The organism is Iodobacter arcticus (assembly GCF_042664895.1).
In the GTDB taxonomy this organism is placed as follows: domain Bacteria; phylum Pseudomonadota; class Gammaproteobacteria; order Burkholderiales; family Chitinibacteraceae; genus Iodobacter; species Iodobacter arcticus.
Map to the genome: position 1 here is coordinate 19560 of NZ_JBHTBQ010000009.1, position 23254 is coordinate 42813.

24 protein-coding genes are annotated in these 23254 nt (G+C 51.7%); 1 reads left to right on the forward strand and 23 read right to left on the reverse strand.

Annotation, left to right across the window (positions count from 1 at the left end; genetic code table 11):
* Positions 1–434: 434 nt before the first annotated feature.
* A complete protein-coding gene (gene hutC, locus ACFQNF_RS05455; RefSeq protein WP_380186727.1) occupies positions 435–1142 on the reverse strand; it encodes a histidine utilization repressor in 708 nt (235 codons plus the stop codon).
* A 176-nt stretch (positions 1143–1318) separates the two neighbouring features.
* Between hutC and ACFQNF_RS05460 the strand changes: the two genes are divergently transcribed.
* Positions 1319–3454 carry a sensor domain-containing diguanylate cyclase gene (locus ACFQNF_RS05460; RefSeq protein ID WP_380186728.1) on the forward strand — a complete coding sequence of 712 codons (2136 nt, stop codon included), beginning with the start codon at positions 1319–1321 and terminating at the stop codon, positions 3452–3454.
* Positions 3455–3595: 141 nt separating this feature from the next.
* Here the strand turns inward: ACFQNF_RS05460 and mscL are convergent, their stop codons facing one another.
* From mscL to ACFQNF_RS05570, 22 genes are all read right to left on the reverse strand, one after another.
* Complete coding sequence (gene mscL, locus ACFQNF_RS05465; protein ID WP_380186730.1) at positions 3596–4021, reverse strand: large conductance mechanosensitive channel protein MscL; 426 nt, start codon at positions 4019–4021, stop codon at positions 3596–3598.
* Positions 4022–4271: 250 nt separating this feature from the next.
* Positions 4272–5327 (reverse strand): 23S rRNA (cytidine(2498)-2'-O)-methyltransferase RlmM, encoded by a 1056-nt coding sequence (rlmM, locus tag ACFQNF_RS05470; RefSeq protein WP_380186731.1) that lies wholly within the window; start codon positions 5325–5327, stop codon positions 4272–4274.
* A gap of 30 nt (positions 5328–5357) precedes the next feature.
* Positions 5358–6902, reverse strand: a complete 1545-nt coding sequence (locus ACFQNF_RS05475) for a sensor histidine kinase (protein ID WP_380186733.1) — start codon at positions 6900–6902, stop codon at positions 5358–5360.
* Between the two features lie 223 nt (positions 6903–7125).
* Positions 7126–7791, reverse strand: coding sequence for an energy-coupling factor ABC transporter permease (locus tag ACFQNF_RS05480; protein ID WP_380186734.1), 666 nt, complete (start codon positions 7789–7791; stop codon positions 7126–7128).
* Positions 7788–8432: an alpha/beta hydrolase gene (locus tag ACFQNF_RS05485; RefSeq protein WP_380186736.1), complete on the reverse strand. Its 645-nt coding sequence runs from the start codon at positions 8430–8432 to the stop codon at positions 7788–7790. Before ACFQNF_RS05485 ends, ACFQNF_RS05480 begins: the two co-directional genes overlap by 4 nt.
* Positions 8433–8649: 217 nt before the next feature.
* A complete protein-coding gene (locus tag ACFQNF_RS05490; RefSeq protein WP_046353515.1) occupies positions 8650–8961 on the reverse strand; it encodes a (2Fe-2S) ferredoxin domain-containing protein in 312 nt (103 codons plus the stop codon).
* 301 nt (positions 8962–9262) lie between these two features.
* Positions 9263–10039 (reverse strand): DNA adenine methylase, encoded by a 777-nt coding sequence (locus ACFQNF_RS05495; RefSeq protein WP_380186737.1) that lies wholly within the window; start codon positions 10037–10039, stop codon positions 9263–9265.
* Positions 10040–10188: 149 nt separating this feature from the next.
* On the reverse strand, positions 10189–10602 hold the full coding sequence (locus tag ACFQNF_RS05500) for a hypothetical protein (RefSeq protein ID WP_380186739.1): 414 nt from the start codon (positions 10600–10602) through the stop codon (positions 10189–10191).
* A gap of 10 nt (positions 10603–10612) precedes the next feature.
* Positions 10613–12382, reverse strand: a complete 1770-nt coding sequence (locus ACFQNF_RS05505) for a hypothetical protein (RefSeq protein ID WP_380186740.1) — start codon at positions 12380–12382, stop codon at positions 10613–10615.
* 1 nt (position 12383) lies between these two features.
* The gene (locus ACFQNF_RS05510; protein ID WP_380186742.1) at positions 12384–12701 is read right to left on the reverse strand and encodes a hypothetical protein; all 318 of its coding nucleotides are present in this window, start codon (positions 12699–12701) and stop codon (positions 12384–12386) included.
* Between the two features lie 8 nt (positions 12702–12709).
* Positions 12710–13285, reverse strand: a complete 576-nt coding sequence (locus ACFQNF_RS05515) for a phage tail protein (protein ID WP_380186743.1) — start codon at positions 13283–13285, stop codon at positions 12710–12712.
* Entirely contained in the window at positions 13282–13917 is a 636-nt protein-coding gene (locus tag ACFQNF_RS05520) for a phage tail protein I (protein WP_380186745.1), read from the reverse strand. Before ACFQNF_RS05520 ends, ACFQNF_RS05515 begins: the two co-directional genes overlap by 4 nt.
* The gene (locus ACFQNF_RS05525) at positions 13907–15007 is read right to left on the reverse strand and encodes a baseplate assembly protein (protein ID WP_380186747.1); all 1101 of its coding nucleotides are present in this window, start codon (positions 15005–15007) and stop codon (positions 13907–13909) included. The genes ACFQNF_RS05520 and ACFQNF_RS05525 overlap by 11 nt, the downstream gene beginning before the upstream one ends.
* Positions 15004–15357 (reverse strand): GPW/gp25 family protein, encoded by a 354-nt coding sequence (locus ACFQNF_RS05530; RefSeq protein ID WP_380186748.1) that lies wholly within the window; start codon positions 15355–15357, stop codon positions 15004–15006. Before ACFQNF_RS05530 ends, ACFQNF_RS05525 begins: the two co-directional genes overlap by 4 nt.
* Positions 15358–15408: 51 nt before the next feature.
* The gene (locus tag ACFQNF_RS05535; RefSeq protein WP_380186750.1) at positions 15409–16044 is read right to left on the reverse strand and encodes a phage baseplate assembly protein V; all 636 of its coding nucleotides are present in this window, start codon (positions 16042–16044) and stop codon (positions 15409–15411) included.
* Positions 16037–17101: a phage late control D family protein gene (locus ACFQNF_RS05540; RefSeq protein WP_380186752.1), complete on the reverse strand. Its 1065-nt coding sequence runs from the start codon at positions 17099–17101 to the stop codon at positions 16037–16039. The genes ACFQNF_RS05535 and ACFQNF_RS05540 overlap by 8 nt, the downstream gene beginning before the upstream one ends.
* Entirely contained in the window at positions 17089–17295 is a 207-nt protein-coding gene (locus tag ACFQNF_RS05545) for a tail protein X (RefSeq protein WP_380186754.1), read from the reverse strand. The genes ACFQNF_RS05540 and ACFQNF_RS05545 overlap by 13 nt, the downstream gene beginning before the upstream one ends.
* Positions 17292–18194, reverse strand: coding sequence for a phage tail protein (locus tag ACFQNF_RS05550; protein WP_380186756.1), 903 nt, complete (start codon positions 18192–18194; stop codon positions 17292–17294). Before ACFQNF_RS05550 ends, ACFQNF_RS05545 begins: the two co-directional genes overlap by 4 nt.
* Positions 18194–20755, reverse strand: a complete 2562-nt coding sequence (locus tag ACFQNF_RS05555) for a phage tail tape measure protein (RefSeq protein ID WP_380186758.1) — start codon at positions 20753–20755, stop codon at positions 18194–18196. The genes ACFQNF_RS05550 and ACFQNF_RS05555 overlap by 1 nt, the downstream gene beginning before the upstream one ends.
* 96 nt (positions 20756–20851) lie before the next feature.
* Entirely contained in the window at positions 20852–21154 is a 303-nt protein-coding gene (locus ACFQNF_RS05560; RefSeq protein ID WP_380186760.1) for a phage tail assembly protein, read from the reverse strand.
* 150 nt (positions 21155–21304) lie between these two features.
* Positions 21305–21826: a phage major tail tube protein gene (locus ACFQNF_RS05565; protein WP_380186762.1), complete on the reverse strand. Its 522-nt coding sequence runs from the start codon at positions 21824–21826 to the stop codon at positions 21305–21307.
* The gene (locus ACFQNF_RS05570) at positions 21826–23253 is read right to left on the reverse strand and encodes a phage tail sheath subtilisin-like domain-containing protein (protein WP_380186764.1); all 1428 of its coding nucleotides are present in this window, start codon (positions 23251–23253) and stop codon (positions 21826–21828) included. Before ACFQNF_RS05570 ends, ACFQNF_RS05565 begins: the two co-directional genes overlap by 1 nt.
* Between the last annotated feature and the right edge of the window lies 1 nt (position 23254).

The window sequence follows — 23254 nt, forward strand, 5'->3', positions numbered from 1 at the left end:
CTGGTGGAGGCTAAGTCTTGAACTTGTAAGGGGGGAACACCTCATGTGTATAGGTATCTACACAAGTTGATGTCGGTACTTCAGTGCTGCAGCCTCCCCCTTTGTCAAAGGGGGATTAAGGGGGATTTTCCTTGGCATTAGCTGCTGCCTTTTTGTAAAGAGATGCAACTTCAAATCCCCCCTAGCCCCCTTTTTCAAAGGGGGAACAAACATCACCCTTGTGTAGATATTTATGCCCTTGAAGCTCGCCGAAGCGAGTTCCGCCGCCGCTGTCCGTAGATAAGGGGCCTTCGTGCTTTGAGATTGTGGCTTGGCTTCGTATACAAGGAAAGCCAGAGGGCCGCCAGCACTTAAATCAACGTGCCGAAGGCACTAAAAAGGTCTTTTTGACTTTGCTTAGTACGCGGGCATAAAAGCATGCCCACCCTGCAGATTTATTTCTTCACCCTTGTTTGCGAGCGCAGTTTGTAGCTGCTACCGGGGTGTAATAGTCGGCTGAAGCTGACTAGATGCTTATGCGACCAAGTACGGCGGAGTACGCGCAGGCAGGGCTCGCTGGCGGCGATATGGAGTAAGGCTTGTTCGGTGGTGTTGGGTAGTACGGCTTCTACCGTGTGCTCGATATCGGTCAGCGGGCAGCTTTTCATTAAGTAGGCGTTCGGCGTTTCGATGGTGAAGTCTTGTTGTAGATAATCCGGCGCAAAGGCGGGGTTGACGTAGCGATCTTCAATCTGGATCGCTTTATCATTTTCAAAGTGCACAATCAGCGAGTGAAATAGGATTTCGCCCGTTACTAGGCCTAGCCAGAGTGCGATTTCAGCTTGAGCAGGTTCAGCACAAAGTAGCTCTACCGATGCACGATAGCGATGGCCACGGTAGGCGATTTCTTCGGCGATATTATTGATATCCAGCAGCGGCGATTCGGCTTTGCGCTCGGCCACATAGGTGCCGTCCCCCGCAAAGCGGATTAGCACACCTTCGCTGGCTAAATCACGGACCGCCTTATTGACGGTCATTCTGGATACGCCAAATTGCAAAACCAGCTCGGCTTCGGTGGGGATTTTTGCGCCGGGCAAAAAGCGGCGTTCGCGTATGCCTTCCAGAATAAATTGGCGGATACGTAAGTGAATGGGTTTGTTCATGGCGGCATTGTAGCTTGATGCGGGAAACAGGGGAAAAGTAGCCGTGAGATTATGAATGAAGACCATTCGTTGGGTAAGTTATACGTATTAATTTATATGGTCTACATATAAATAGCCTTATTTTTTATGTTGTATTGTTGAAATTTAATGTCAGTTTTGTTGGTGAGAGGTACGCCATGAGCATGGCATGGTTCAGTGATTTAAAGGCAAAAGCAGCGATTGCAGAGCCGCATATGGCCTTGCATTCGTTAAGCCGGCAGTTGCTCGGCGGGCTTTTATTACTGGGCTTAATCCCGCTGCTGCTAACCGGCGGGCTAGGTTATCAGCGTAGCGAGCAGGGTTTACGTGAGAAAACAGAGCTTTATCTGGCCGCTCAGGCAGAAAGCATTATCGATAAAATTGATCGGAATTTATTTGAGCGCTACGGCGATGTGCAAATGATTGCGCTTAACCCTAGCGTGCGTGGCTCGCCCGAGGTGACAACAGCGGCGGCCAATGCCTATGTGAGGGCTTATGGTTTTTACGATTTGATGATTGCCGTTGATATGCAGGGCCACATTGTGGCGAGTAATACAGTGAGTGGCGATGGGCGGCGTGTCGATAGCGATAAGCTTTTGGGTGAAAGCGTGGCGGCCACCCAATGGTTTAAAAAAATGAGCGCTGGCTCATTAAGCGCCGGTCAAACTTATTATGCGGATGCGGCCAGAGACCCTTTGCTAGAAACTGCTCTGGGGCAGTCAGAAATCAGCCTGCTGTTTGCAGCACCTATTTTTAATGAGCAAGGGAAGATTGTTCGTATTTGGGCTAATTTTGCTTCGTATGAAAGGGTGGTGAATGCGATCGCCAATATGGCAAAAGATCGCTTACATCAAAGTGGCTATAAAAAGGTGAACTTGCAAGTGCTGGATAAGCAGGGCCGTGTGTTAAGCGATTCATTAGGCCTGCCCTTTGGCTCTGCCGTATTGGCTAAAAATTCCCCTGCCGTGCAGGCTTTGATGAGTGGCAATAATGGCGTGTTGACTGAAGTGAATCATGGTAATGAGCAGCTGGCCGCGTTTTCTACCTCCAAAGGGGCTTTGGGTTTTGCGGGCTATGGCTGGGGTGTAGTGGTGCGGCAAGATACAGAGGAGGCGTTTGCTTCGGTGAGAGAGTTAGGCCGCGCACTGGTGTTTTCCTTGCTGATTGCGATTCCTTTGGTGATTTGGTTAGCACTCGTGATTAGTGGGCGTTTTCAAAAATTAACGCTGCAGCGCGAGCAAAAACTAATTCGCGATGCAGGCATACAGGAATTTACCTCTACCGTACACCGTGCTTTAGAAATGGCAGAAAGCGATGGGGAAGCAGCCTCTATTATTTCTGAAGCGATTGAATTGGGCCTGCCGCAGCGCTCCACGGCCTTGCTGATGTCTGACTCGAGCACGGCACATTTATCGGTGATGTCTCGCAGTCAGAATTACACGGCTGATTGTGGTTGTGGGGTGACATCGCCGGTGCAATGCTTGGCTTTTCGCCGGGGGCAGGTGCAAAAATTTAATGATGATAGCGCACTCGATGTGTGCCGCTATATGCGTGGCAGGCAGATTGGTGATTGCTCTGCCGTATGTATTCCATTGACCAGTATTGGTCAGGCTGTAGGTATTTTGCATATTGTGGGGCCTGCTGGCCATTTGCCGGATGATGATGAAATGCTGCGTGCCACGGCAATTGCAACTCATTCTGGCATGCGCTTAGGCGTGCTGCGGGTGATGAGCGAATCGCAATTGCAAGCGCGTACCGATCCGCTGACAGGCTTGCTTAATCGTCGTAGTCTGGAAAACCAAGCGGCCAGAGCTTTGGCGCAGGCCGAGCCTGCTTGCGTGGCTTTTGCCGATATTGATCACTTTAAGCGCTTAAATGATAGCTATGGTCATGATACGGGGGATAGAGCTTTGCGCTTGTTTGCGCGTGTGCTGAGAGAAGCCTTACGCCCCGGTGATATTGTGGGGCGCTTTGGCGGGGAAGAGTTTGTGGTGGTGCTTCCCAGTACCGATGAAGAGGGCGGGCTTTGTAGCTTGGAGCGTGTTCGAGCCGCCTTGGAGTGCCGGATTGCGATTGCAGGCTTGCCGGTTTTTACTGCCAGCTTTGGTCTGGTAACGGCTTTGGGGCCGGTAGAATTTAACGAGTTGGTGCGCACGGCAGATATGGCTTTGCTTGAAGCCAAGCGCACAGGGCGTAATAAGGTATGTATTGCCGGAAAGCCTAGCCAGATGGCTGAGGGTGAGCCGCTTGTTGTCCGTGTCGATGTGCCTCTGGCTGATCTTTTGTCGGAGTAATCAGGGCATAGCGGTGAAGTCGTGAATTAAACGCGCAGCGTGTAGAGGCAATGCGCCGAAAACGATCAACCCGTTTTTTTAAAGCGTTAGGGGGAGTGCATGGGCACTAGGCTACCCATGCTTTAAATCAGAGTGCGGTACTTATTTTTTAAGTAAATCGCGAATTTCGCGTAGTAGCTCAATATCTTCGGGTGTAGCAGCAGGCGCTGCAGGCGCAATGGCTTCTTCGCGTTTAAGCTTGTTCAGGCCTTTAATGACCAGAAATACTGCAAAAGTTACGATCACAAAGCTGATCATCACATTAATAAATACACCGTAATTGAGGGTGACCGCACCCGCTTTTTGCGCGGCATCTAAAGTAGCGTAAGGCGCAGGGGTCTTGCCTTCAGATAATAAGAAATACAGATTAGCAAAATCTACCTTGCCCATGAGCATGGCAATGGGCGGCATGATGATGTCTTTTACCAGCGAATCAACAATCTTGCCAAAAGCCGCACCAATGATAATACCAACGGCTAAATCAATTACATTACCGCGCATTGCAAATTCTTTGAATTCTTTAAACATGCGATACCCCTGTTGCTTAGTGACTAACAATGGACAAACTCTCTTTTAAAAAATAGGTAGGTGTTTTAAGGGGGAGTCGCAATCCTGTCAACTTAGCTAGATGCTGCTGCACAATGGCAAGCATTGAACATTGTAGGGCGGGTGAAACCCGCGTATTTTTCAGCATCGCTCGCGGGTTTCACCCCCCCTACGAAAAGCATTTCGCCTAAGTTGATAGGATTTGCGTTAAACATCCCCTTAATACAATTATTTAACGTTTAATTTTAGTTAAATAGCAGGTCACTTCTTCGCGGTCGTGATACAGATGGCGGGCACGGATCTGGTAGCGAATACCTGCACCATCGAGCGCATCATCAATAATCTCTAAGCAGCGCTGCAATTCATTCCAGCGTTTTTTCATCGGCAATTTAAAGTTAAAAATAGCCTGACGGGCATGGCCTTTCACCAACCAGTCTGAAATCAGCGCAGCAATACGGGCAGGTTGCTCAACCATATCGCAAACTAGCCAATCCACCGGGCTTTTCGGGCGATATTTAAAGCCGTCTTCACGCAGATGTTTCACGCTAGGGTGAATCGCCATACTGCCTTTCATTGGGCCGTTATCAATGGCAAAAATCTTGGTGCAACCACGGCTGACCATTTGCCATGTCCAGCCGCCGGGGGCCGCGCCTAAGTCTACTGCGCTCATGCCGGGCTTGACCTGACCCGATTCGGGCACGAGCATCATAAACGCTTCAGCTAGCTTTAAAGTAGAGCGGCTGGGGGCGTCGGTTGGCATACGCAGGCGTGGAATGCCCAATTGCCAGTTCACAGAAAAATCAGGGCGGGTAAAGCCGATATAAACGCGTTCTAAAGTGGGGAAAAATAAATGTAGGCGCGCTTTGGCGTCGGGTTTATTGGCTAAGCCTTTTGCTGCGAGTTTTGCATCAAGCAGCGCACCAAATTTACGGCTGAATGAGGAGATCTCCTTGCCGTCGTTGGTGTCCGGATACTCGATCCATACATCGCGCCAAGGGCCTTTGTGTGCTTCGTGCAAACTATCAATCGCCGTTAAAATAGGTGTAAGGCGATCTTTAGGCGGCAGATCGAGCGCTTCAACCACAAAAATAATCTGGCGAGGGAAAACCCAGTCGCCGCATTCTAATGTGCGGTAAAGCTTGTCCCAATCGGCGGGGCGCTTAGGCAGGAAGATACAAAAACCTTGGCCAATTTCCCATTTACCAGGGATATCAGCTTTAAAGGTGAATTCGGCCTCCACATCGGCTTCGAAACCGGGGCGGCAATAAAAAAGAATGGCATGTGTCATGGGCGTAAGGATACCAGATTATTGCTGTTTTTAGCTGGCTTTGCCTTCCTTAGGCAGAGGGGCAATCAGGGGGAAGCAGGCGATAAAGCAAGTGCCTTTGCCTTGTTCGGAGTTCACAATTAGGGTGCCGCCTAAGGTCTGCGTGACTAAATTAAACACCACATTTAGCCCAAGCCCGCTGCCGCCGCTACCCCGTTTGGTGGTAAAAAAAGGATCGAAAATCTTTTTAAGATGCTCGGGAGGTATCCCCGCTCCGTTATCTTCAAAGCGCATGGTCACGCTATTGTCGATTCTTGAAGCATTCAGCGAAATCAGTCCTTCTTGCCCTTCGCTAAAGGCGTGCGCCAAAGCATTCGTTAGAAAATTAGTAATAATCTGGGAGATCGCACCCGGATAGCCGTCCAGATCGATTTTTTCTGTGCAGCTGGTTTCAATGCGCACCGAGGTGCGTTTGAGGGTGGGCTTTAAACTCATAATCACTTCATCAATATATTCACCCAGCTCAAAAGTTCGTCTGGCTTCTGATGTTTGATCGACAGCCACTTGTTTAAAACTCTGAATCAGTTGGGCGGCGCGTTCGGCATTGGCAAGGATCAGGCGGCTGGATTCAACGGCCATTTCGGAATAGCGCATGACTTCTGATTTTTTGATGGCGCCTGCGTCCAAGCTGGCTTTAAATGCTTGCGTGTCTTCAAATAAGACCGAGGCACTGGTGAGGATCACGCCAACAGGCGTGTTGACTTCATGGGCAACGCCTGCCACCAACCCGCCTAAAGACGCCATTTTTTCTGCTTGAACCAGATTGTTTTTGGTTTCGCTCAATTGTTTAAATGCGCTTTCGGTTAAATCCCGGGTAAGGCGCATTGCGAGCTCTGCCGCTTTGCGGTTTTCTAGGTCAGTACACAGCCTGCGGGTAATGCTATGAACTGCATCGGCTACATCGGCAAATTCGTCCTTGCTGGTATGGGCGAGTTTGATATCGTTTAAATTAAAGTCTTTGGCATCTGCCGCATGAATCAGTGCCTCTCTAAGCTGCCCCAACGGACGGATGACAACCAGCAGCAGGCTGTGAGAAAGCGCCATAAAAAGTAGTAAGTCGAGCAGTACCACTTCAATAATCTTGGCCATGACAATTTGCTTTAAGCGGGCGGCTATTTTTTCGCGCGAAAAAACATACACCACCTTGCCCATGGGTTTGGATACTTCGTTGGCCGGATAATAAATCGGGAAAGTTTGGGCATTGGGCGGCACGATACTTTGGCGTACCTCGCTCATTTCTCCCTGATTATTAATACGGCCGTCGACTTGTTCTTCGTTGTTATAGACCAGCAGCAGGGCCAGATCGGCTGATTGCATTTCTGCTTCAACCACCAAGCCTAATTGGGTGCTGTCAAAATTCCAGAGAATGCCGGGCAGTACGGTTTGCAGGCGTTTTTGCAATGCCATGGCAGACAGATGCATATTGTTTTCTAGTTCTTGCTGCGTTTGCCAATAGGAAATCATGCCAGAAGTCGCTAAAAATAGCGTCACGATGGCCAAAAAAATAATATTCAGTCGGGAGCGTATGCTGTGCATGCGTTTTCAGGGAATAAGTGTTTGCTTAACAATAGCTCGCAATGTAATTAAAGGGCAAGTTAAGTCATATGCCGATTGAGCTTCAGCAAAGGGGAGTGTAAGTGCTTGAGTAAAGGCTTTACACGATGGGTTTCCTCTTTGTGCAGTGTGTACGGCGAGGAAATCCGGATGCTGAGGATGATCATGCTGTGCCTGAATTGCTTTGGCTAGGCTGAGCCGCTTGCTAGTTTTTGCGTGTCAGATAAAACGCATCATCAAAAGTGCTCACCCACTGTGGCCGCCAGATCACCAGTAAAGACATATAAATACCGCAGCTAAAGCCCTCGGGCCAGCCCATTAGAAAGTAATAGGGAAGTTGCTCGCTCATTAAAAAATCCAGCGGATAAGCGCCGCTTGCAGCCAGCAGGCCACAAGTAAGCAAGCCTACCGACCACATGGTGAGCGTGCTGGCGGCAAAGCAATTTACAAAAATATAAATAAAGTAATTGGCGGGTAAAGTACGCTGCGCCCAAGTAAATAAATACTGAGTGAGCGTCACGGGTATAAAAGCCACAATCAGCCACGCTAGCCCAAAGCTGCCCCAGTCTGCATGGCCGTAAGCGGTATCGGCGGCGAGCACGGCGGCAAGGCCCAGCAGCGCTTTATCTCGCCCTGCAATCATGGTGAGCGCACTTGCGCCAAGCAGGTGAAACGATAGGCCGGGCTGAATACTGGCTTTCATTTGCCAGAAGCCTAAAACAAAAACACTCGCGCCAAACCAGCCGGTGATGCGTTCCTGGCTAAGGGCAAACCAAGGAATGCGCACGGCGGCATGCAAGATCAGCAAGCTACTGAGTAAGGCAGAACTCAGTAGCAGCCCGTTTGCAAATGGCGCGGCAATCAGGTTCATCTATGAAGCCATTCTTTATTCACCCAATCGCCAAGCTGGGTGAGCTTGCCGTGGAAGTAATGGCCAACGCCGGGGAAGACGACGACCGGCAGCGATTGCGGTCTGGCCCAGTTCAGTACGGTGTCTAAGCTAATGACTTCGTCTTCTTCGCCGTGAATCAGCAGCGTTTTGCCGACAGGTACTTCGGGGAAGTTATGGCGGCTGACTGCGGGGCCAATCAGAATCAGGCCTTCTACTGCATCACTGCCAAGGCGCTGGCAGAGCTGGCTTTGCACAAAGGTGCCGAAGGAAAATCCCGCCAATGTCAGGCGGCTTAGCGCGGGGTGCTCGCTTCTGGCAAAAGCCAGTATGGCGGCCATATCATCGACTTCACCGACGCCATTTTCAAAAGCGCCCGCTGAATTGCCCACGCCACGCAAATTAGGGCAGTAAGCCACATAGCCTAAGCGGCTGAGTGTTTTAGCGAGGGTATGCACAATTTTATTGCTAAACGTGCCGCCTTCGGTGGGATTGGGGTGGGCGACTAGCACAATACCAACGGTTGTTTCGAGGGCAGAAGACAGCCTTAGGCATTCCAGTGTGCCCACTGGGCCATTGATTTCAATCAGTTCAAAAGAAGGGGCTTTGCGGGGAGTGCTCATGGGCTGTGGCGTGCCAGGTAATTAGATTGAAAAGTACGGCTGCCCTATGCGCATCAACTTAAGCCAAAATCATAGCAAAAAAGCTGATTTTTATAGGGTGTGCAAGTCGTTTTTCTTGCGCACCGTTTTGTCGTAACAAGGACTGCGTCGTTGTACACCCTATAACTGCCGGTTCATCTTATGACAAGGGATTAACTTGGAGCATGCCGAAAACGGCTTAAATTTTTAAACGCTCAACGATGCGGCCATTAACGATATGCTCGTCGATAATCTCGTCGATATCGCTTTTATCGATATAGGTATACCAAACTGCTTCTGGGTAAACGACCAGTACAGGGCCTTCTTCACAGCGCTCCAGACAGCCTGCTTTATTAATCCGTACTTTGCCCGGCTGGCTTAGCCCTAGTTTTTTGATGCGGCCTTTGGCGTGTTCCCACATCTCAACTGCGCCGCAGCTGGCGCAGCTCTGGCGCTCACCCGGCTCGCGCTGGTTCAGGCAAAAAAATACGTGGTGCTGATAGTGGCTCATTGTGGCCTCGATATTAGGAAGTGGAAATTTATCTTAGGTCGGGACTTACCTGAGGGCTTTTCAATATTGCTCGCGGGTTTCACTCTATAAGCGCTAAGCAAATTATTTGTTATTAGCAAGCAGCAAAAAATCATAATAACCCCGCTCGTAGCATAGGGCTTTTTAAAGTCCCCTTTGAAGCGCGGCGCGAAAAATGTGGGGTGTTGTGCGCGATAAATGGCTTGGCTGCATTTTCCATCATTTGAAAAAGAATTTCATGTTTATCAGCAAAGGGGCCAAATGGCCCCTTTGCTTTTGGGGCTTAGAAGTTACGGATGATCAGCTCGCCTGATTTATCTTTGCTTCTGCCTTTACCGCCGACCGTGTAGTTAATCTCTACCCGTTCTATCGCCAGCCCATTAAATACCTCACGCATCTCTGGGATATCGTTGACGGAGATGATCATGTGGCCAGTGATCGATTTGGCCAACTCGGCCATGCGCTGGTATTCGTGTAGGCCGAACTCTACGCCGTAGCCTGCGGTGCCCCAATACGGTGGGTCACAATAGAATAGCGTGTGTTCCCGGTCGTACTTCTTAATGCACGCTGCCCAATCCAGATTCTCTATATAAGTACGGCTTAAGCGTAAATGAGCCGCTGATAGATCTTCTTCCAGCCTTAGCAGATTCAGCCTTGGCGGCGTCGTGGTGGCGGTACCGAAAGTCTGGCCATCTACTTTGCCGCCGAAGGCCATCTTCTGCAGGTAAAAGAAACGTGCAGCCCGCTGAATATCGGTCAGCGTTTCTTCAGGGGTAATCTGCAGCCATTTAAAGATCTGTCTTGAAGTCAGCGCCCACTTAAACTGCCGGACAAACTCCTCAAGATGATGCCGCACAATTCTATATAGATTTACCAACTCGCCATTTACGTCGTTGATGACTTCGACTTTGACTGGCGCTTTTAAAAAGTACAGCGCGGCCGCACCGCAAAATGGTTCTACATAGCATGAGTGCTCAGGGAATAAAGGCAGGATGTGTTTCGCTAATCTGCGCTTCCCACCCATCCACGGCACAATCGGTGTTGTATTTAATTGCAACATCTGCAAGCCTCTTTCATATAGTGAAAAAACCCGTTACGCTTGCCTTTCCGTAGCTACGGTTAGGCAGTCTTGGGTTGACTTGCAGGCATATTCTGCGGGTTAGCTGGCCAGTCGGGTGCTCGAACACCCGGCTGGTCGCTGTCTTCAAACTACTGCACTACGCCTGTTAAGATTTGCTGAGTGCGTGCTGCAGTAATCAAACCTTTCTCTTCCAAATAAGCCAACGCATAGCGTGTTGATTGCAGGCTCAAATTAATATGCGTGATGCGCGGGTCTTCAACGATGCTCATAAAGTCTTTGACCATTGGATCAGTGGCTCTCAACTGCTCAATCGCCACGCGCTCATTGGGATGAAAGAGCAACTTGAATTCAATCGGCGACAGGGTGGGAGCGGCGGGGAGTGGCGGCAGGGGGTGATGAAACGTGCTGCCATCATAGAGATCTCCGAGTGATACCGTGCTGCCTTCAGCCAGCTCGACCGTATACTCTAAACCCGTCATTTCCTCACCAGCGCTGGCCGCGATATGGTCAACACGCCCCGCCCGAATATATGCGTAATTCATTGCCTACTCCCTATGCAAATTCAAAACTGATGTAACCGCGTGATGGCTCAAACGCATGGCTTGAAAAAGTGGTTAGATTGGTATTTGCAATGGTTAAACCCGCCGAGTACGCCAACACTTCGCCGGGGGTAACACTGATTTTGTGCCTGACCACACCCTCACCGCCGCCACCACCTATGGTGGCCGGTGTACTGTGTGCGCCCCCTGCGCCTGCGCCTACGGGTTTTACCGGTGAGGTGCTGGTGGCCAGCAAGAAATTGGTAGCGGGAGCAAAAAGAGAAGCGCCGCCTTGGCTGTTATTTGCGCGCCCGGCCCCGCCTGACACCTTGTAACCGTAACTGGCGACACCCCCCAGATGAGGCATATCCACTGGCCGCGCTTCCACACCAGAAGTGGTGCCGGGTTGCACGCCATTTGAGCCATAAACGTCCACGCCGGGATTACCCGTTGTAGAGCCGCCAAAGCCATTGGACAGCCCCCCGGCCAGCGTCAAGACCTCGCTATTGTTGGATGTACGAATAACGCGCAATGCGCCGCCGTCATTACTAGTAGAGAATTGTGCGGCGGCTCCATAGACAGGGTCTGGGAAAATCCATCCGTACCCTGAGCCAGCAACGGTAGCAAGCACCCCGTTCGGAACATTCGCAATCAGCGTAATCATGCCTGGAGCTGAAAATGGATTCTGAGTCCACGTACTACCATTATCGCTGGTATAGAGAGTGTAACCTGATGCTATGGCCACCCATTTATTGACGCGAGTGCAGTACGTGACCTTACCCGTCTCAGTCCATGACAGCCCTGCCTGAGCACCGCTGGTCCAGGTGATCCCGTCTGTAGTTTGTGTAGAAACGCCATTCCCGACACACACAAAGCGCCCGCCCGCAAATCTGATCCCATGAATGCTGGCCACATTACTGGTGCGAGCGGTCCAAGGGCCGGTGATACTTGTAGCGGTGTAAATTGAGCCGTCGGTACACGCATAGACGTAAATGCCATTTCCGTAAGCCATGCCAGCAGGCGTTTTATTGCTAGCTGCATCCACAACAACTACGGGCCAACCATCCCCGCCAAGGATTGAGACTGTTGCGTCCTTATAATAGAAGCAAGTTTTGTTTATGCCACCTGTCGCAGATGCTACAAAGAAACCATTCACATAATCTATCTTGTCCAGTGTTGTGGAGTTTGCGTAATTCACGGCACCTTCAGAAAGACCAAATCCATTCCAAATACCAATCCGCTGACTCGTATTACTGATATACGCAACACGGTGATCCACCATAGCGGTGTATTCATCTGCAGGGCGCACGGCCATTGAACGCTGGCCATTTTTAATAAACGTCGTGTTCTGCCAAGTGTTGCCATAATCAACACTAAAATATGAGCCGATCGTGCCACCAATAAAAATGAAACCGTCATCGCTGACATGGCATTGCTGACCACCGGTATTGGCTGCAACAGGAGAGCCTGAGGCACTAAATATCGGCACTTGTTTACGGCCAATAGGGTCATACAAAATGGGATTTGTCGCAGCAGCATCTGGAGCAGTACCAATCACAATATTTCCAGACTCAGAGCTGCCAAGCAGTGTGCTAACAGGCATATTCACCCCTGTTGCAGCCACTGCCCGCGCCCCAGCTGCCACCCCGGTAATAAAACAGCTGCTCACACCCGGCGGAACAGTTACCGACCCCACCGGAAATTTAGGGGTGTAGCGGTCCAGCAAACCTGTGCTTGCAGCCGCAGCGCTGCTCCCTGCCGGGGTTGTTAAGATGCGGGCCATTTTATGCGTCCTCCTCAAAACCACTCACGCGGGCAACCGCGCCGGTGTTATTGCTAAATAAAACCACCCGTTCCCCCGTACTCATTGGCTCGCCAGTGAGCTTGTACAGCTGGCCGGGTTTCAGCGTGATATCCGCTTCAATACGGTCCGCGTCAGACGGGGCGGCATTCATGCCGATATACACCCTAATCAGCACATCCACGCTGCCGTAATTCGCCACATTGATATTCACCGTGCGGATTTTTGCAGCCGGAATGACGCCCGTGTCGGTGGAATTATTGGCGGTAAGCAGCCCCGCCCAGAATTTTCCTGATGCCATAGAACCTCCTAGAAACTAGCAAAAAAGTGACGCCGGGCACGGCCAAGCAAAGTGTCTAAATCCGATGTTTTTACATACTCAGGATGGGCTGCGGGGTTTTGCACATGATTAGCAACGGCATTCACAATGGATTGATTGGTTGCCACAGCCACTGATGGATCTACCGTCAGCTGCACCACCGATGCATTACCCACCTGCAGAATCATGCGCACTACCAGATCGCGGGCGCTGCCCTCTGCAAGCACCGGCTTATAGGTATCCGGGAAATTGCCAAAGGCAATAAGCTTGCCGCCGCCTTGCCCGCCAATTAGACCGATTTCCCGTACTGTCCAGCCGCCCACGGCACTCAACACCACGGCTTCAATCACCAGCCAGTTCGGGTTATTAACATCGGTGGTCACGCTAGAAATCGGTACCCGGTGCACCTCATGCGTCAGCGTCGTGGCGGATTCGGACGGCGTAACTGCCGCACCATTACCATCGCCTAGGGCAATATGGGTAAAGCTGACATTGGTGCCGCCCGCCTGAGCATTGGTAAATTCAGCTGCCCCGATATTGGTTAGCAGCGTATAAAAAGTGCTCATGATGTCCTCGGGTAAATAGTGATCGTGCCCCAGTCATGCTGGCGAATGGCGGCCAAGCGTGATGCAGAGGGGGAAGTAATCAGGCTGATTTGATACGGTTGAATCGAGATCGTGTCACCGCCAAAGGTCACTGCCGCTGCCTGCATAGCATTGCGCGTGGCCAGCGAAACCACCAAGCGCCGCAGGTGAGAGCGGGCGGGCTTGTAGGTATCAATCAGTGCCGTCATTTGCGGGTAAATTTCTGCCGTAACCGGCCGAGTGCTCACGGTGATATCAATATCAAACTCGGCCCAGTGTGCCCCAGCTGGGCGCTCGATCAGGGTGAGCTGCTCCAAGCCTAGATTGCTGAGTGCCTGCTTTACCGCCCACGGTGTGCCTTTATAACGATGCAGTTCAATCGCGGACTTGATTAGCTCACGGCGTGACTCATCGCTCAAAGCCGCACTCCAGCCGTGATGGCCCATCACATGGAATTGATCGGCTAAAAACGGCAGCACCGAAGGCTCAGCCAGATCGACCAAATTAACCAACACACGCGAGATATCAAGGCCGGTTAAGCGCTCAGAGAGCTGGGCCAGTGGGCCAAAGCGCGGATCAATTGCGAGGACTGGCGGCGTAGCATTAGCCATCATTCACCCCCACCAGCTGAATGTTAATCCCGGTGCAATGTGCCCATTCGTATTCCCCCACCTCTAACAAAGTGGGCGATAGCAGCGTGACCTGATAAACACCAGGCACGGATAAGATGGTCATAATTTGCGTGGGTACAATATTTCGCCCTAAGGCCGCCGACTGCGTGGCTACAAATAGCGCAGCTTGCTTTTGTGCCTTGGCCAGAGCAGCCGCTGCATCGGCACTACTATATAAAACCAGCTGAGCAGAGAGCGTATAGGAGCGCTCAACCGGCGAGAGCGCCAGCACAGAATCCGATAGCGGCCGCACCTTCTCATGCGAGCATTTCTCGGCCACAGCGGTCAAAATAGCAGGGGTTGGCAGACCGGATTTAAGCAGCGGGTAGAGCCGGATTTCGCCAGGTGCAGGCGAAATCACCGCCACTTCGATAATGTCCTGATGTGCCCGCATCGCATGCTGGCGATAAGCCAAGCGGCTGCCCGCCACGCTAAACACCTCAGGGGCCAGCTTAATGCTCTCGCGCAAGCGATCATCGCTCTCGACCTCGGCCCCGCCAGATGTAACGGCTAAATTGGCCACGCTGCTCACTTCAACCCCGATCGCATCCAGCAAGCCGTTCACCTGCCCAGCAACATAGCCATTGCCTGCCGTGCCTAGCTCCATCGCAGCGACGGCCAGATCCGCATAAGTACTGGCCAGCGGCAGCATGACTTCGTTCAGCGAGTAAAACTGTAGCCCTGCAGCGGTTTGCACCCGTATTCCTGCTGGAATAAGTAAGACCGCAATTAAGGGGGTAACAAAGGTCAGGCGCACAATGGCCTGTGCTGGCTGGGCAGGCAAGCGGCTTACCCCCACCAGCTCGCCCAAATAATCCAGCATCGGGCCGCGAGCAAACGCCACCAGATTTTGCCGGGCGGCATCATTGATTGCACTGCGTAACAATGTTTCACGGTATGCAATCAAATCAATAAACAAGCGTTCTACTTGCGCGGGATACAGCGTTTTGCCGGTCATGGCTTCATAAGCCGTAATCAGCTCGGCAGTAATGGCTTGGCTATCATCGTCGATGACTTTGGGTACGATCGTCATAGCGTCACCGCCGTTTGATCTGTAAAGCCATCCGGCAAACGCCAGAACACTTTGACCAGAGCTTGCCCCGGTTCACTTAATTCAAACGACACGCGCTCAACCGTGACGCGAGGCTCCCAGCGGGCGATCGCTTCCACGCTTTCGCGCACCACATGCGGGAGGGCGCGATGGATCGGGTAGTCGATATAGTCGTGGAGTTTGCTGCCAAACTCTGGCCGCAATGGGTCTGCTCCCTGCGGGGTGCGCAAGATAATGGCGATGGCCTGATGGATATCGTCGATATTTTCGACAATGCCATCACCGCCGAGGGCGGTTTGCCAATGCAGGGAAGAGATGTCTTTGAGATTCATAGCGCCATGATGACGCTATGTTTTAAGGAGGGATATTAAAGCGGTTTAAGACTATGCTTTGGCGTTGCTAGTGCTGTAGCCGTCGTGCTCAGTGTGGTGGTGGCCTTTTACCTTCACGCCATCCACGTCTACATCCCCCCCCGTAACACGAACATTACCGGCAATAGTGGCAGAAGCGCCACCCGTACCGCCAGACCCAGCCATGCCGCCTTGATAAGTCAGCAAGCCTTTCACCAGTAAATTACCCGTGCATTCAGCCTCTGGCGAGTCGATTGTCACCTTGCTATCGGCCTTTAAGATAATGGTCGTGCTGGCTTCGACAATGACTTTAGATACGCCGGTAATGCTTAGCGTATGTGTTAGCCGGTCGTATTCCAGCATGGCCCCGTCTTTAAACTGGATGCCGAATTTATTCGGGTCGCTAATGGGGGGCGTATCTTCATCAGAAAAAATCGCCCCGATAATCACCCCGTCTTCACCCTGAGCATCCAGCAATACGGCCACATGCTCGCCGGTGTCATAGGTCCAGTAGCATTGATCATCTTGGGTTTTGGGATAAGCGATCGGTAGCCACATGGTTTGCATATTGTCCGTGTCCGGCAAGCTAATCCGCGCAAAGCCGGGCTTGCTGGTAATCACGATGCCAAACTTAAGCGTGACGCCGCTTTCTGCAAAGGTCTCATCCATGCTTTTTGGCTTTTTTAGGGCTAAGAGGAGCCGAGCGCTTAAGCTCTAAATCGGCGGTATAACCTGCGCTGCGGCTTATGGTGTGAGTAGCCCGATTAATCAAGTAAATGCCAGATAATTGACCAAACCCGCTTAGCTCAATATTTACACCAGCCACCAAAGCAGGATCGCCCTCCAAACTAATTTCAGCGCTGGTTCGGTCCAATAGCCGCCGCTCCATTTCAGCTCCTGCCTGTGCTTGTGCCGATGCGGCAGTCGGGGCGCGGCGGTTTATCTTTACCGTATCAGCGCTGGATTTTTCTCCAGAGGAGCTTGCCCCAGAAACCGTGGTCTCGCTATGTTTAACACCAGCAGTGACCAAGGATTTGGTTTTAGTATTGTGGTGTTTGACTTCAACGCGAGCAGGTACATCGGTCACTTTATCTCTAAACCGCCAGCCTGCTAAATCATTGGGGGTGTAGCTGCGAATAGACGCTTGTGAGTGCAAAGCGCTATTTTTCCAGAACACTAAGCGCGTATTATTTTCTGTCACCTTAAAGGTGTAGCCATACCGGCCCGCTAGCCGATGCAAAAAAGCTAAATCGCTCTCGTGATATTGCGAAACCCGATCAATCGGAATCGCATCAATCTTGCCCACCAGCGTCATTTTATGCAGCTTGGCGATGCGCTGAGCGATGGCCGCCAGCGTGGTGTCTTCGTAGCCTTTGCCTTTACGGGTACGAACTGCTTTTTGCACCCCGGCCGCCAGCGCTCTGATCAGCACCACCGATGGCGGCCCACTTAGCTCTAATTCATCGATATCGAATTGGCCAGCAGAGGCTAAGGGCTGATGTTGATAGCCAAACTTAAACGCCAACGTCGCCCCTTTTTCTGGGTACCACTCACCCAGCCAACGCCCATCTGAATCTTCCAGCTCAATATCTAGGCTATCCGATTCGCCGCTTAAATGATCGGTATAGGCCACTAACCTCACGTAAGGGGTAACGTCCTGAGAAATAGCCCGGCCGTTATAACTCAGCTCAAACACGGGGGTGCGTACAGTGTTTAGCGCTTCCACGGTGGCAACTCCTCTGTGCTTACTTCTTCCTCAACAAGGGGGACGATGACGGTTTGCCCGCTGGTGAGTACTTCGTCAATCGCAATATGCGGGTTGGCATCAATCAGCAGAGGGATACGCGATACATCGCGGTAATAGCGCCACGCTAGCAAATCCCAGCGATCGCCATCCGTGGTGATGTGGGTCAGATTCATGCGCCCACCCGCCGCGTGACTGCCGCCGCCGTCATTCGGGCTAGCGGCAGATTTACGCCTTGGATCTCGCTATCCACCCGCTGAATTGTGCCGTTTGCAGACGTTAAAACAGAGAGCAAATTGCCTGCGTTGGCGCTGGCCATGTTTTGCGTAAGGCTGCTTATCTCCCCACGCATCCGCGAAACCCGCTGCACGGTTTGCGCCGCATCGGTCGCCACGCTGGCGATGTTTTTGAGCGCTCCCATTTGTTCAACGGCCGCCCCTAGCCCTGGCAAAGCATTACCAACGACAGTCCCCACGCCAGGAAGGCGTGCCAACGCAGTAAGGGGATCTGTGCTAGCCAGTTGTTTCACAGCGGCCACGGCAGAGAGCGCTTTGCTCACCATGCTCAATGCCCCTTTAACTGTGCTCACCGCCTGAGCCAGTGGGCTAATCTTCGGAATGGCTAGTGCAGGTGCAATCTTGCTTTGTAGCGGCAGCGGGCTGCCTGCACTCACTACCGCCACGGGGCGAGGTGTGGCTGGATCGCCCGTGTATTCTCGCAAGGCCAGCTGGGCATCTAGCGCAATCATGCTGCCCGTTTTGTCTGTCTGGCGGCCGGTAGAAATAATATTCGTAATAACAAAACGCCCCCTGTAATCCCCATTGCCCAGCACAAATGACATCGCCTCATGTGCCGTCACCGCCTTGCGTAAGCGCAGCAGTTCGGCCTCTGGGCTGCAATAGCTGGCATGAAAAACCAGATCAATTTTAATCTCGTCCAGCTTATCGCCAACATGCTGCAGCCGAGGCTTGCGCCCAATGAGTGCGTGCTCGGCATAGTCCGCGCCGTAGCTAATCTCTAGCCCATCAAAGTAGGTGATGAGGTCGAATTCAATGCTGCCGAGAATGGCGAACATCAGGCATTCCCCCCATAACTGCCGCGCTTTTTATTACTCTCGTAGCGCTTCATCATTTTTTCAAACTCAGGATATGCGGATTGCAAAGCCTGATTCACTTGGCCTTGCACCGCAGCAGGATCGCCACCTTGTACGGTGATTTGTGGGGAGAAATGCACCGTCATTCCGCCGGACGAGTTCGGCCCTTCATGGCCGGATGAGCGAGGCACCACGCTGGCCACGCGGTTGGCAACATCCACAAAAGGCGATGCTAATTCTGGTTTGCCCCAGGCCGTGGCGCTGGCCTGCGCCATTGCAGCCACTGCGCGGGTAGCAAAGACGGCTGAGCGGCCAATCCCCAACGCCGCACCCTGAGCGATATTGTCGCCAAAGCCTAAGAAAACCCGTGAGGGTGATTGAATGCCCAAGGTGCTGGCAAACCAACCTTTAATATTTTGACCGAACTGGGTAATGGTGTGCTCGGCAGCACCCAGCTTGGATTTAATGCCATTCACTAAGCCATCAACAATGTCGCCGCCGAATTTGAAAAATTGTGTCGGTAAACTAAATAGCCCTTTAACGATTCCACCTAATGCAACGCCAACCATTTGGCCCATGTTCTGGGCTTTTCCACCCACATCATCAATCGGCGCGATGAGTTTTTTAAACCATGTATAGGCAGTCCGTACGCCAACTATGATGACATTGAAAATGGGCTTGGCGACAATGCCTATCATCCGAATCGAAACGCCCACACCGGGGATGGCTAAGATGAGTGCCCATACTGATTTAGCAAACGATGTAACGCTTTGAATCAGCGCCTTCAACGCGGGGCCAGCCACGCTAGATAAGCCCTGCCATAGCCCAATAAAGAAACCCTTAATCGGTTGCCAATATTTATAAATCAGCAAGCCAACCACCGAGAGCGCTAGCCCGATGGGCGATAAGCGCAGCAACATCATTCCCGCCTGCCTGAGCCACGGCAGTGCCAATTGAAATCCAACACGTAATGAATTGCCGATACTCGCCAGCCTGCTAATCAACGGCGAAAAATAACCGGATTGCCACAGCGCCACGAGCTGGGTCCACTTGGCGGTGATGGTATTGAAAATGGTTTGCAGTGCATTGAATTGCGACATCACCACATTCACAGCATAACGAATGCCGAAGCTGATAACTTTTAACCCTGCCAAAGCGGCCACTGTGCCTACAATCGCATGAGTAACAGCAGGATGCGCCCGTGTCCAATCCGCCATTTTGCTCACCATTGAGCCGATGCCACCCATGATTTGATTAATCGTTGGCAAAAGGATGGTACCCAGATTAACCGTCAGCTCCGAGAGGCGGTTTTGGAACATCAACCATTGAGCCGAGGTCGTATCCTTGCGGGCATTCATCTCTTTTTGCATTGAGCCTTGCGCTTTCGGGCTATTCGCCAGTTGCCGCTGTTTAGCCAGCTCCAAAGGGTTATCTACGAGCTTAGAGAATGTATCAAAATGCTCTTTGCCTACCATGTCGATCATGACACCAACGCGCTTGTCTTTGGGCAGTTTTGCAATGGCATTTGAAACCTTAATCAAGGTACCCATCGCATCGGTTTGCATGCCTTTTTGCAAACCTATAGGCGCTAAACCCAGCTCTCGCACCGCAGATCTAAATGCCTTAGTGCCGCTTTCAGCAGAAGCAAAAGTACCAATGATTGCATTGACGGCCGTTGATGCGGTTTCTCGTGTTTCCCCCAGCGTTAAGAACGTACTACCAAGCGCTGCGGCCTCTTTGGCTGACATCTTTACCATTGCAATCACGCCAGCGGTGCGCTCCATGAAATTAATCAGGTCGCCGCCTTTAGTAATGGTGTTGTCGTCTAAATAATTAATGGTATCGGCTAGCTTGCCAATCGCAGGAATGGGGATTTTATAAAGCGTGGCAACTTTGCCCATGCTTTCAGCGATTTGCTCTGTCGGGATATCAAAAGCGCTGGCCATCATGGCCGTTTGCTCAGCAAAGATCAGCAGGTTTTCTTTACCCTGCACCCCCATGCGAGCACCGCCCTCTACCAGCTTGGCAATTTCATTGGTGACTAAGGGAATCCTGCGGCCCAATGCTTGAATGGAATGGCCCATTTCAAAATACAGCGGGGTCAGTTTGCCAGCATCATCACGGGCACCTTGCACTTGCTTCGCCACACCCAGCATGGCGTCTTCAAATGCGATGGCTTGCGCGATGGGCAAAGCCACCGCACCGCCCACAGCCAAGGCCTCCATCGCCTCACCATTTAGCTCAGACCTGGCGGCGCTTAAGACCGCCCCCTGCTCTAAGCTGGCCGAGAGTTTTTCTTGCTTGATTCGTAGTTGTTCTAGCGTTCGCCCCAGCCGCTCATACTGGCGACGCAGGGCATCCACATTACGAGCAGGGTGAGTTGCGGCACGAGCCATTGCATCACCAAGCCGGGCATGCCGGGTACGCACTTGATCAACTGTTTGCCCCAGTTGGTCAAGCGTGCCTCGCGCACCGGCAAATGCCGCCCGAAATGACCCAGTCAGCGCGGCTCCAATCCTAATCCCAACGAGTAAATCAGCCATGCTGACGCCCTTATTTAGCTTTGACTACGGCGCTTTATTTCACGCTCGGCAGCCTCTACCCAGAAAAAATAATCATCCATTTCTAGGCCATCAATTTCAGACGGCGGCATCCGCAGTACCAGCAACAACACTTCGTCCAGCGACCTCAGCGACTTCTCCGCCACCAACCATGGCCTGAAAGGCATCGGAGAGCGCCTTATTGTCTGCCACATCCAATTGATCAAGGTCTTCCACCACCAGCCCAGTAAGGCGGCAAAACAAAAAGTCCTCCTGATCAATCGCATCATTGCTAAATTTTTGTGCTGCTTTTAAATCGCTACGCTTAGGGCGTGGCAATTCCAGCGACTCAATGCGAATGCCAGCAGCAGTGGTAAATGGAAAACGTAATGTGATTTTCATGGGATGCCCTTTGTGTGAGTGAATTAGCCGGAGTGATGGCGTAACTAAACACAAAGGATTTTGCAGGAGGTAGCAGCAGGAGTCAGTTAATGCAGTTTAGAAAAGGAAAAGCCCACCGAAGTGGGCTTAAGCATTAAAGCGTTACCAACACTAGCCGCCAATATTCTGCCGGTAAGTTTCCAGCATATCCTCCCCATTCACGCGGAAGATGTTGGCCATGTAATCCAGCTCTAAAATTTCCTCACCATTTATGACTTGCTTAATATAGGTCGCTGAAAAACTGGCGGGAAATTCGGCGTTATCATGCTGTTTATATGTGCCCAGCGGGTTCTTTTTAAAGCTGACGGTTAAAAACGTCACCAGCGCTACTTCCTCTATGCGGCCCTGGCTGTTATAGGTTTCTACGTTTGAGCGGCATTGCAGTTGTACGGTCTTAAAAGGATTGGCCATAATTTTGGCCACGTCTTTATACAGCGAATTCCACTTAATCTCGCCTTCCAGTTTTTCAAAGCCAGCAGGCAGCTCAATCTTACCCACCATGCCCAGCGCTTTATGCTCCTGCATGATAGCGGTGACATCCGGCAGTTTGATTTCTTCCGCCTTACCCAATAGTGAATTGCCATTCACATAGATATTGGCGTTGGTGATGCGGTTGACTTCGATACTGGACATTATTTAGCCCCCTTTAATGTGAGCAGGTATTCCGAGGTGATCTCGGTTTCAAACGTCAGTCGCTCCATTGGCGGTGGCGGGGTGTATTTGTAGCTGATGAGTAAATGCCCGGCGGCCAGCTCGGTTTGCGGGTTTCTGGCTAGATCAAACCATGCCTTAAATCCAATGAGTGCCCCATCGCCAATCAGCTTGCGGCCATAGCTATTGGCGGATTCGACTAGGCTATCAATCAATGCCTGGTTCAGCGGCATATCCATATATTGCAGACTAAAGTAGCGCAGGCTTTCGTTGAGCATATCGCCGGTGCGGCGCACATTTTCAAAATTACGCATATGCGTGACTACAGGGAAAGCGGCGGTGCGATTGCCCCATAAGCGCTGGCCGCTGCCGTAGCTATTAAATACCGTGGTAATGCCTACTTCATTGAGCATATTCACTTCTGATGATGGGTCGTCAATCATCGCTGAAAGCTGGCGCTCTACGCCGGTAATGCCCAACAACTCCTGATTAGAACTAGACCACCAAAAACCCTTATCCAGATCTACCTTGGCTCGTAGGCCAGCGGCGCGAGAGGACAAGGGTTCCAGCCGTTCGGCCTTCAGCACTGGGTCGTAAACCTTAACGTGTGGATAGCAAAGCCGAGCGCGATCGCTTGAAGTATTGAAGTTGATCGTGCCGCTGGGGCCACGGCCTGCGAGTGCTTGGGCGAATGTGGTGCCAATTGGCGCATCAATATAAGTGATTGCATCCAACTGATCCGCCATCGCAATCAGCTCAGCCGACACTGAGTTTTGTGTGCAAAACGCTGGGGCGATCAGGATTTTGGCAAAGAAACCGAACAAATTGTAAGTGTCTTTCAACGCCTTCATGCCGATGCGCTGGCCAGCCGCATTCACCGAGCCGATGATGTCTGCAGACGTGACTTTAGTCGGGTCGGCGTAGTCGTAAGTCACTTTTAGCGGCGGTGGAGATGCGGGGATTGCGCCGGTTTTAATGCGGGTGATGGTGCCGAATACAAGATCGATTGAATAATCCGTACCCGCCACATAAGTGGTGACGTTATCACCGCTTTTTACAATGGCATTTAATAAAGCAGGCTTACTGGTCTGGCCGATGCCGGTGCTTGTATTCAGTGCAACAGACTCACCCACAATATTGGTTTTATGCACGGCAGGATCAAGCACATTGATGATCAGCACCGTGCCCGTGCCGAAGTCATAAATGGCATCCAGTGCTTGCGGAATAGTAAAGCCCGGTAGCTGTGGGCCAAAGGCTGCGCCGTCTTTTTCAGACAGGCTAAGGGTAGTGGTATTCACTGGCCCAATGGGCGCTGTGCCGATCAGCCCAATCACTGCACTTTTAACGGTAGAGACCGGGCGCGGGCCGCGCTCCAGCTCTATCGTTTCTACACCGTGTAAATAACCCATG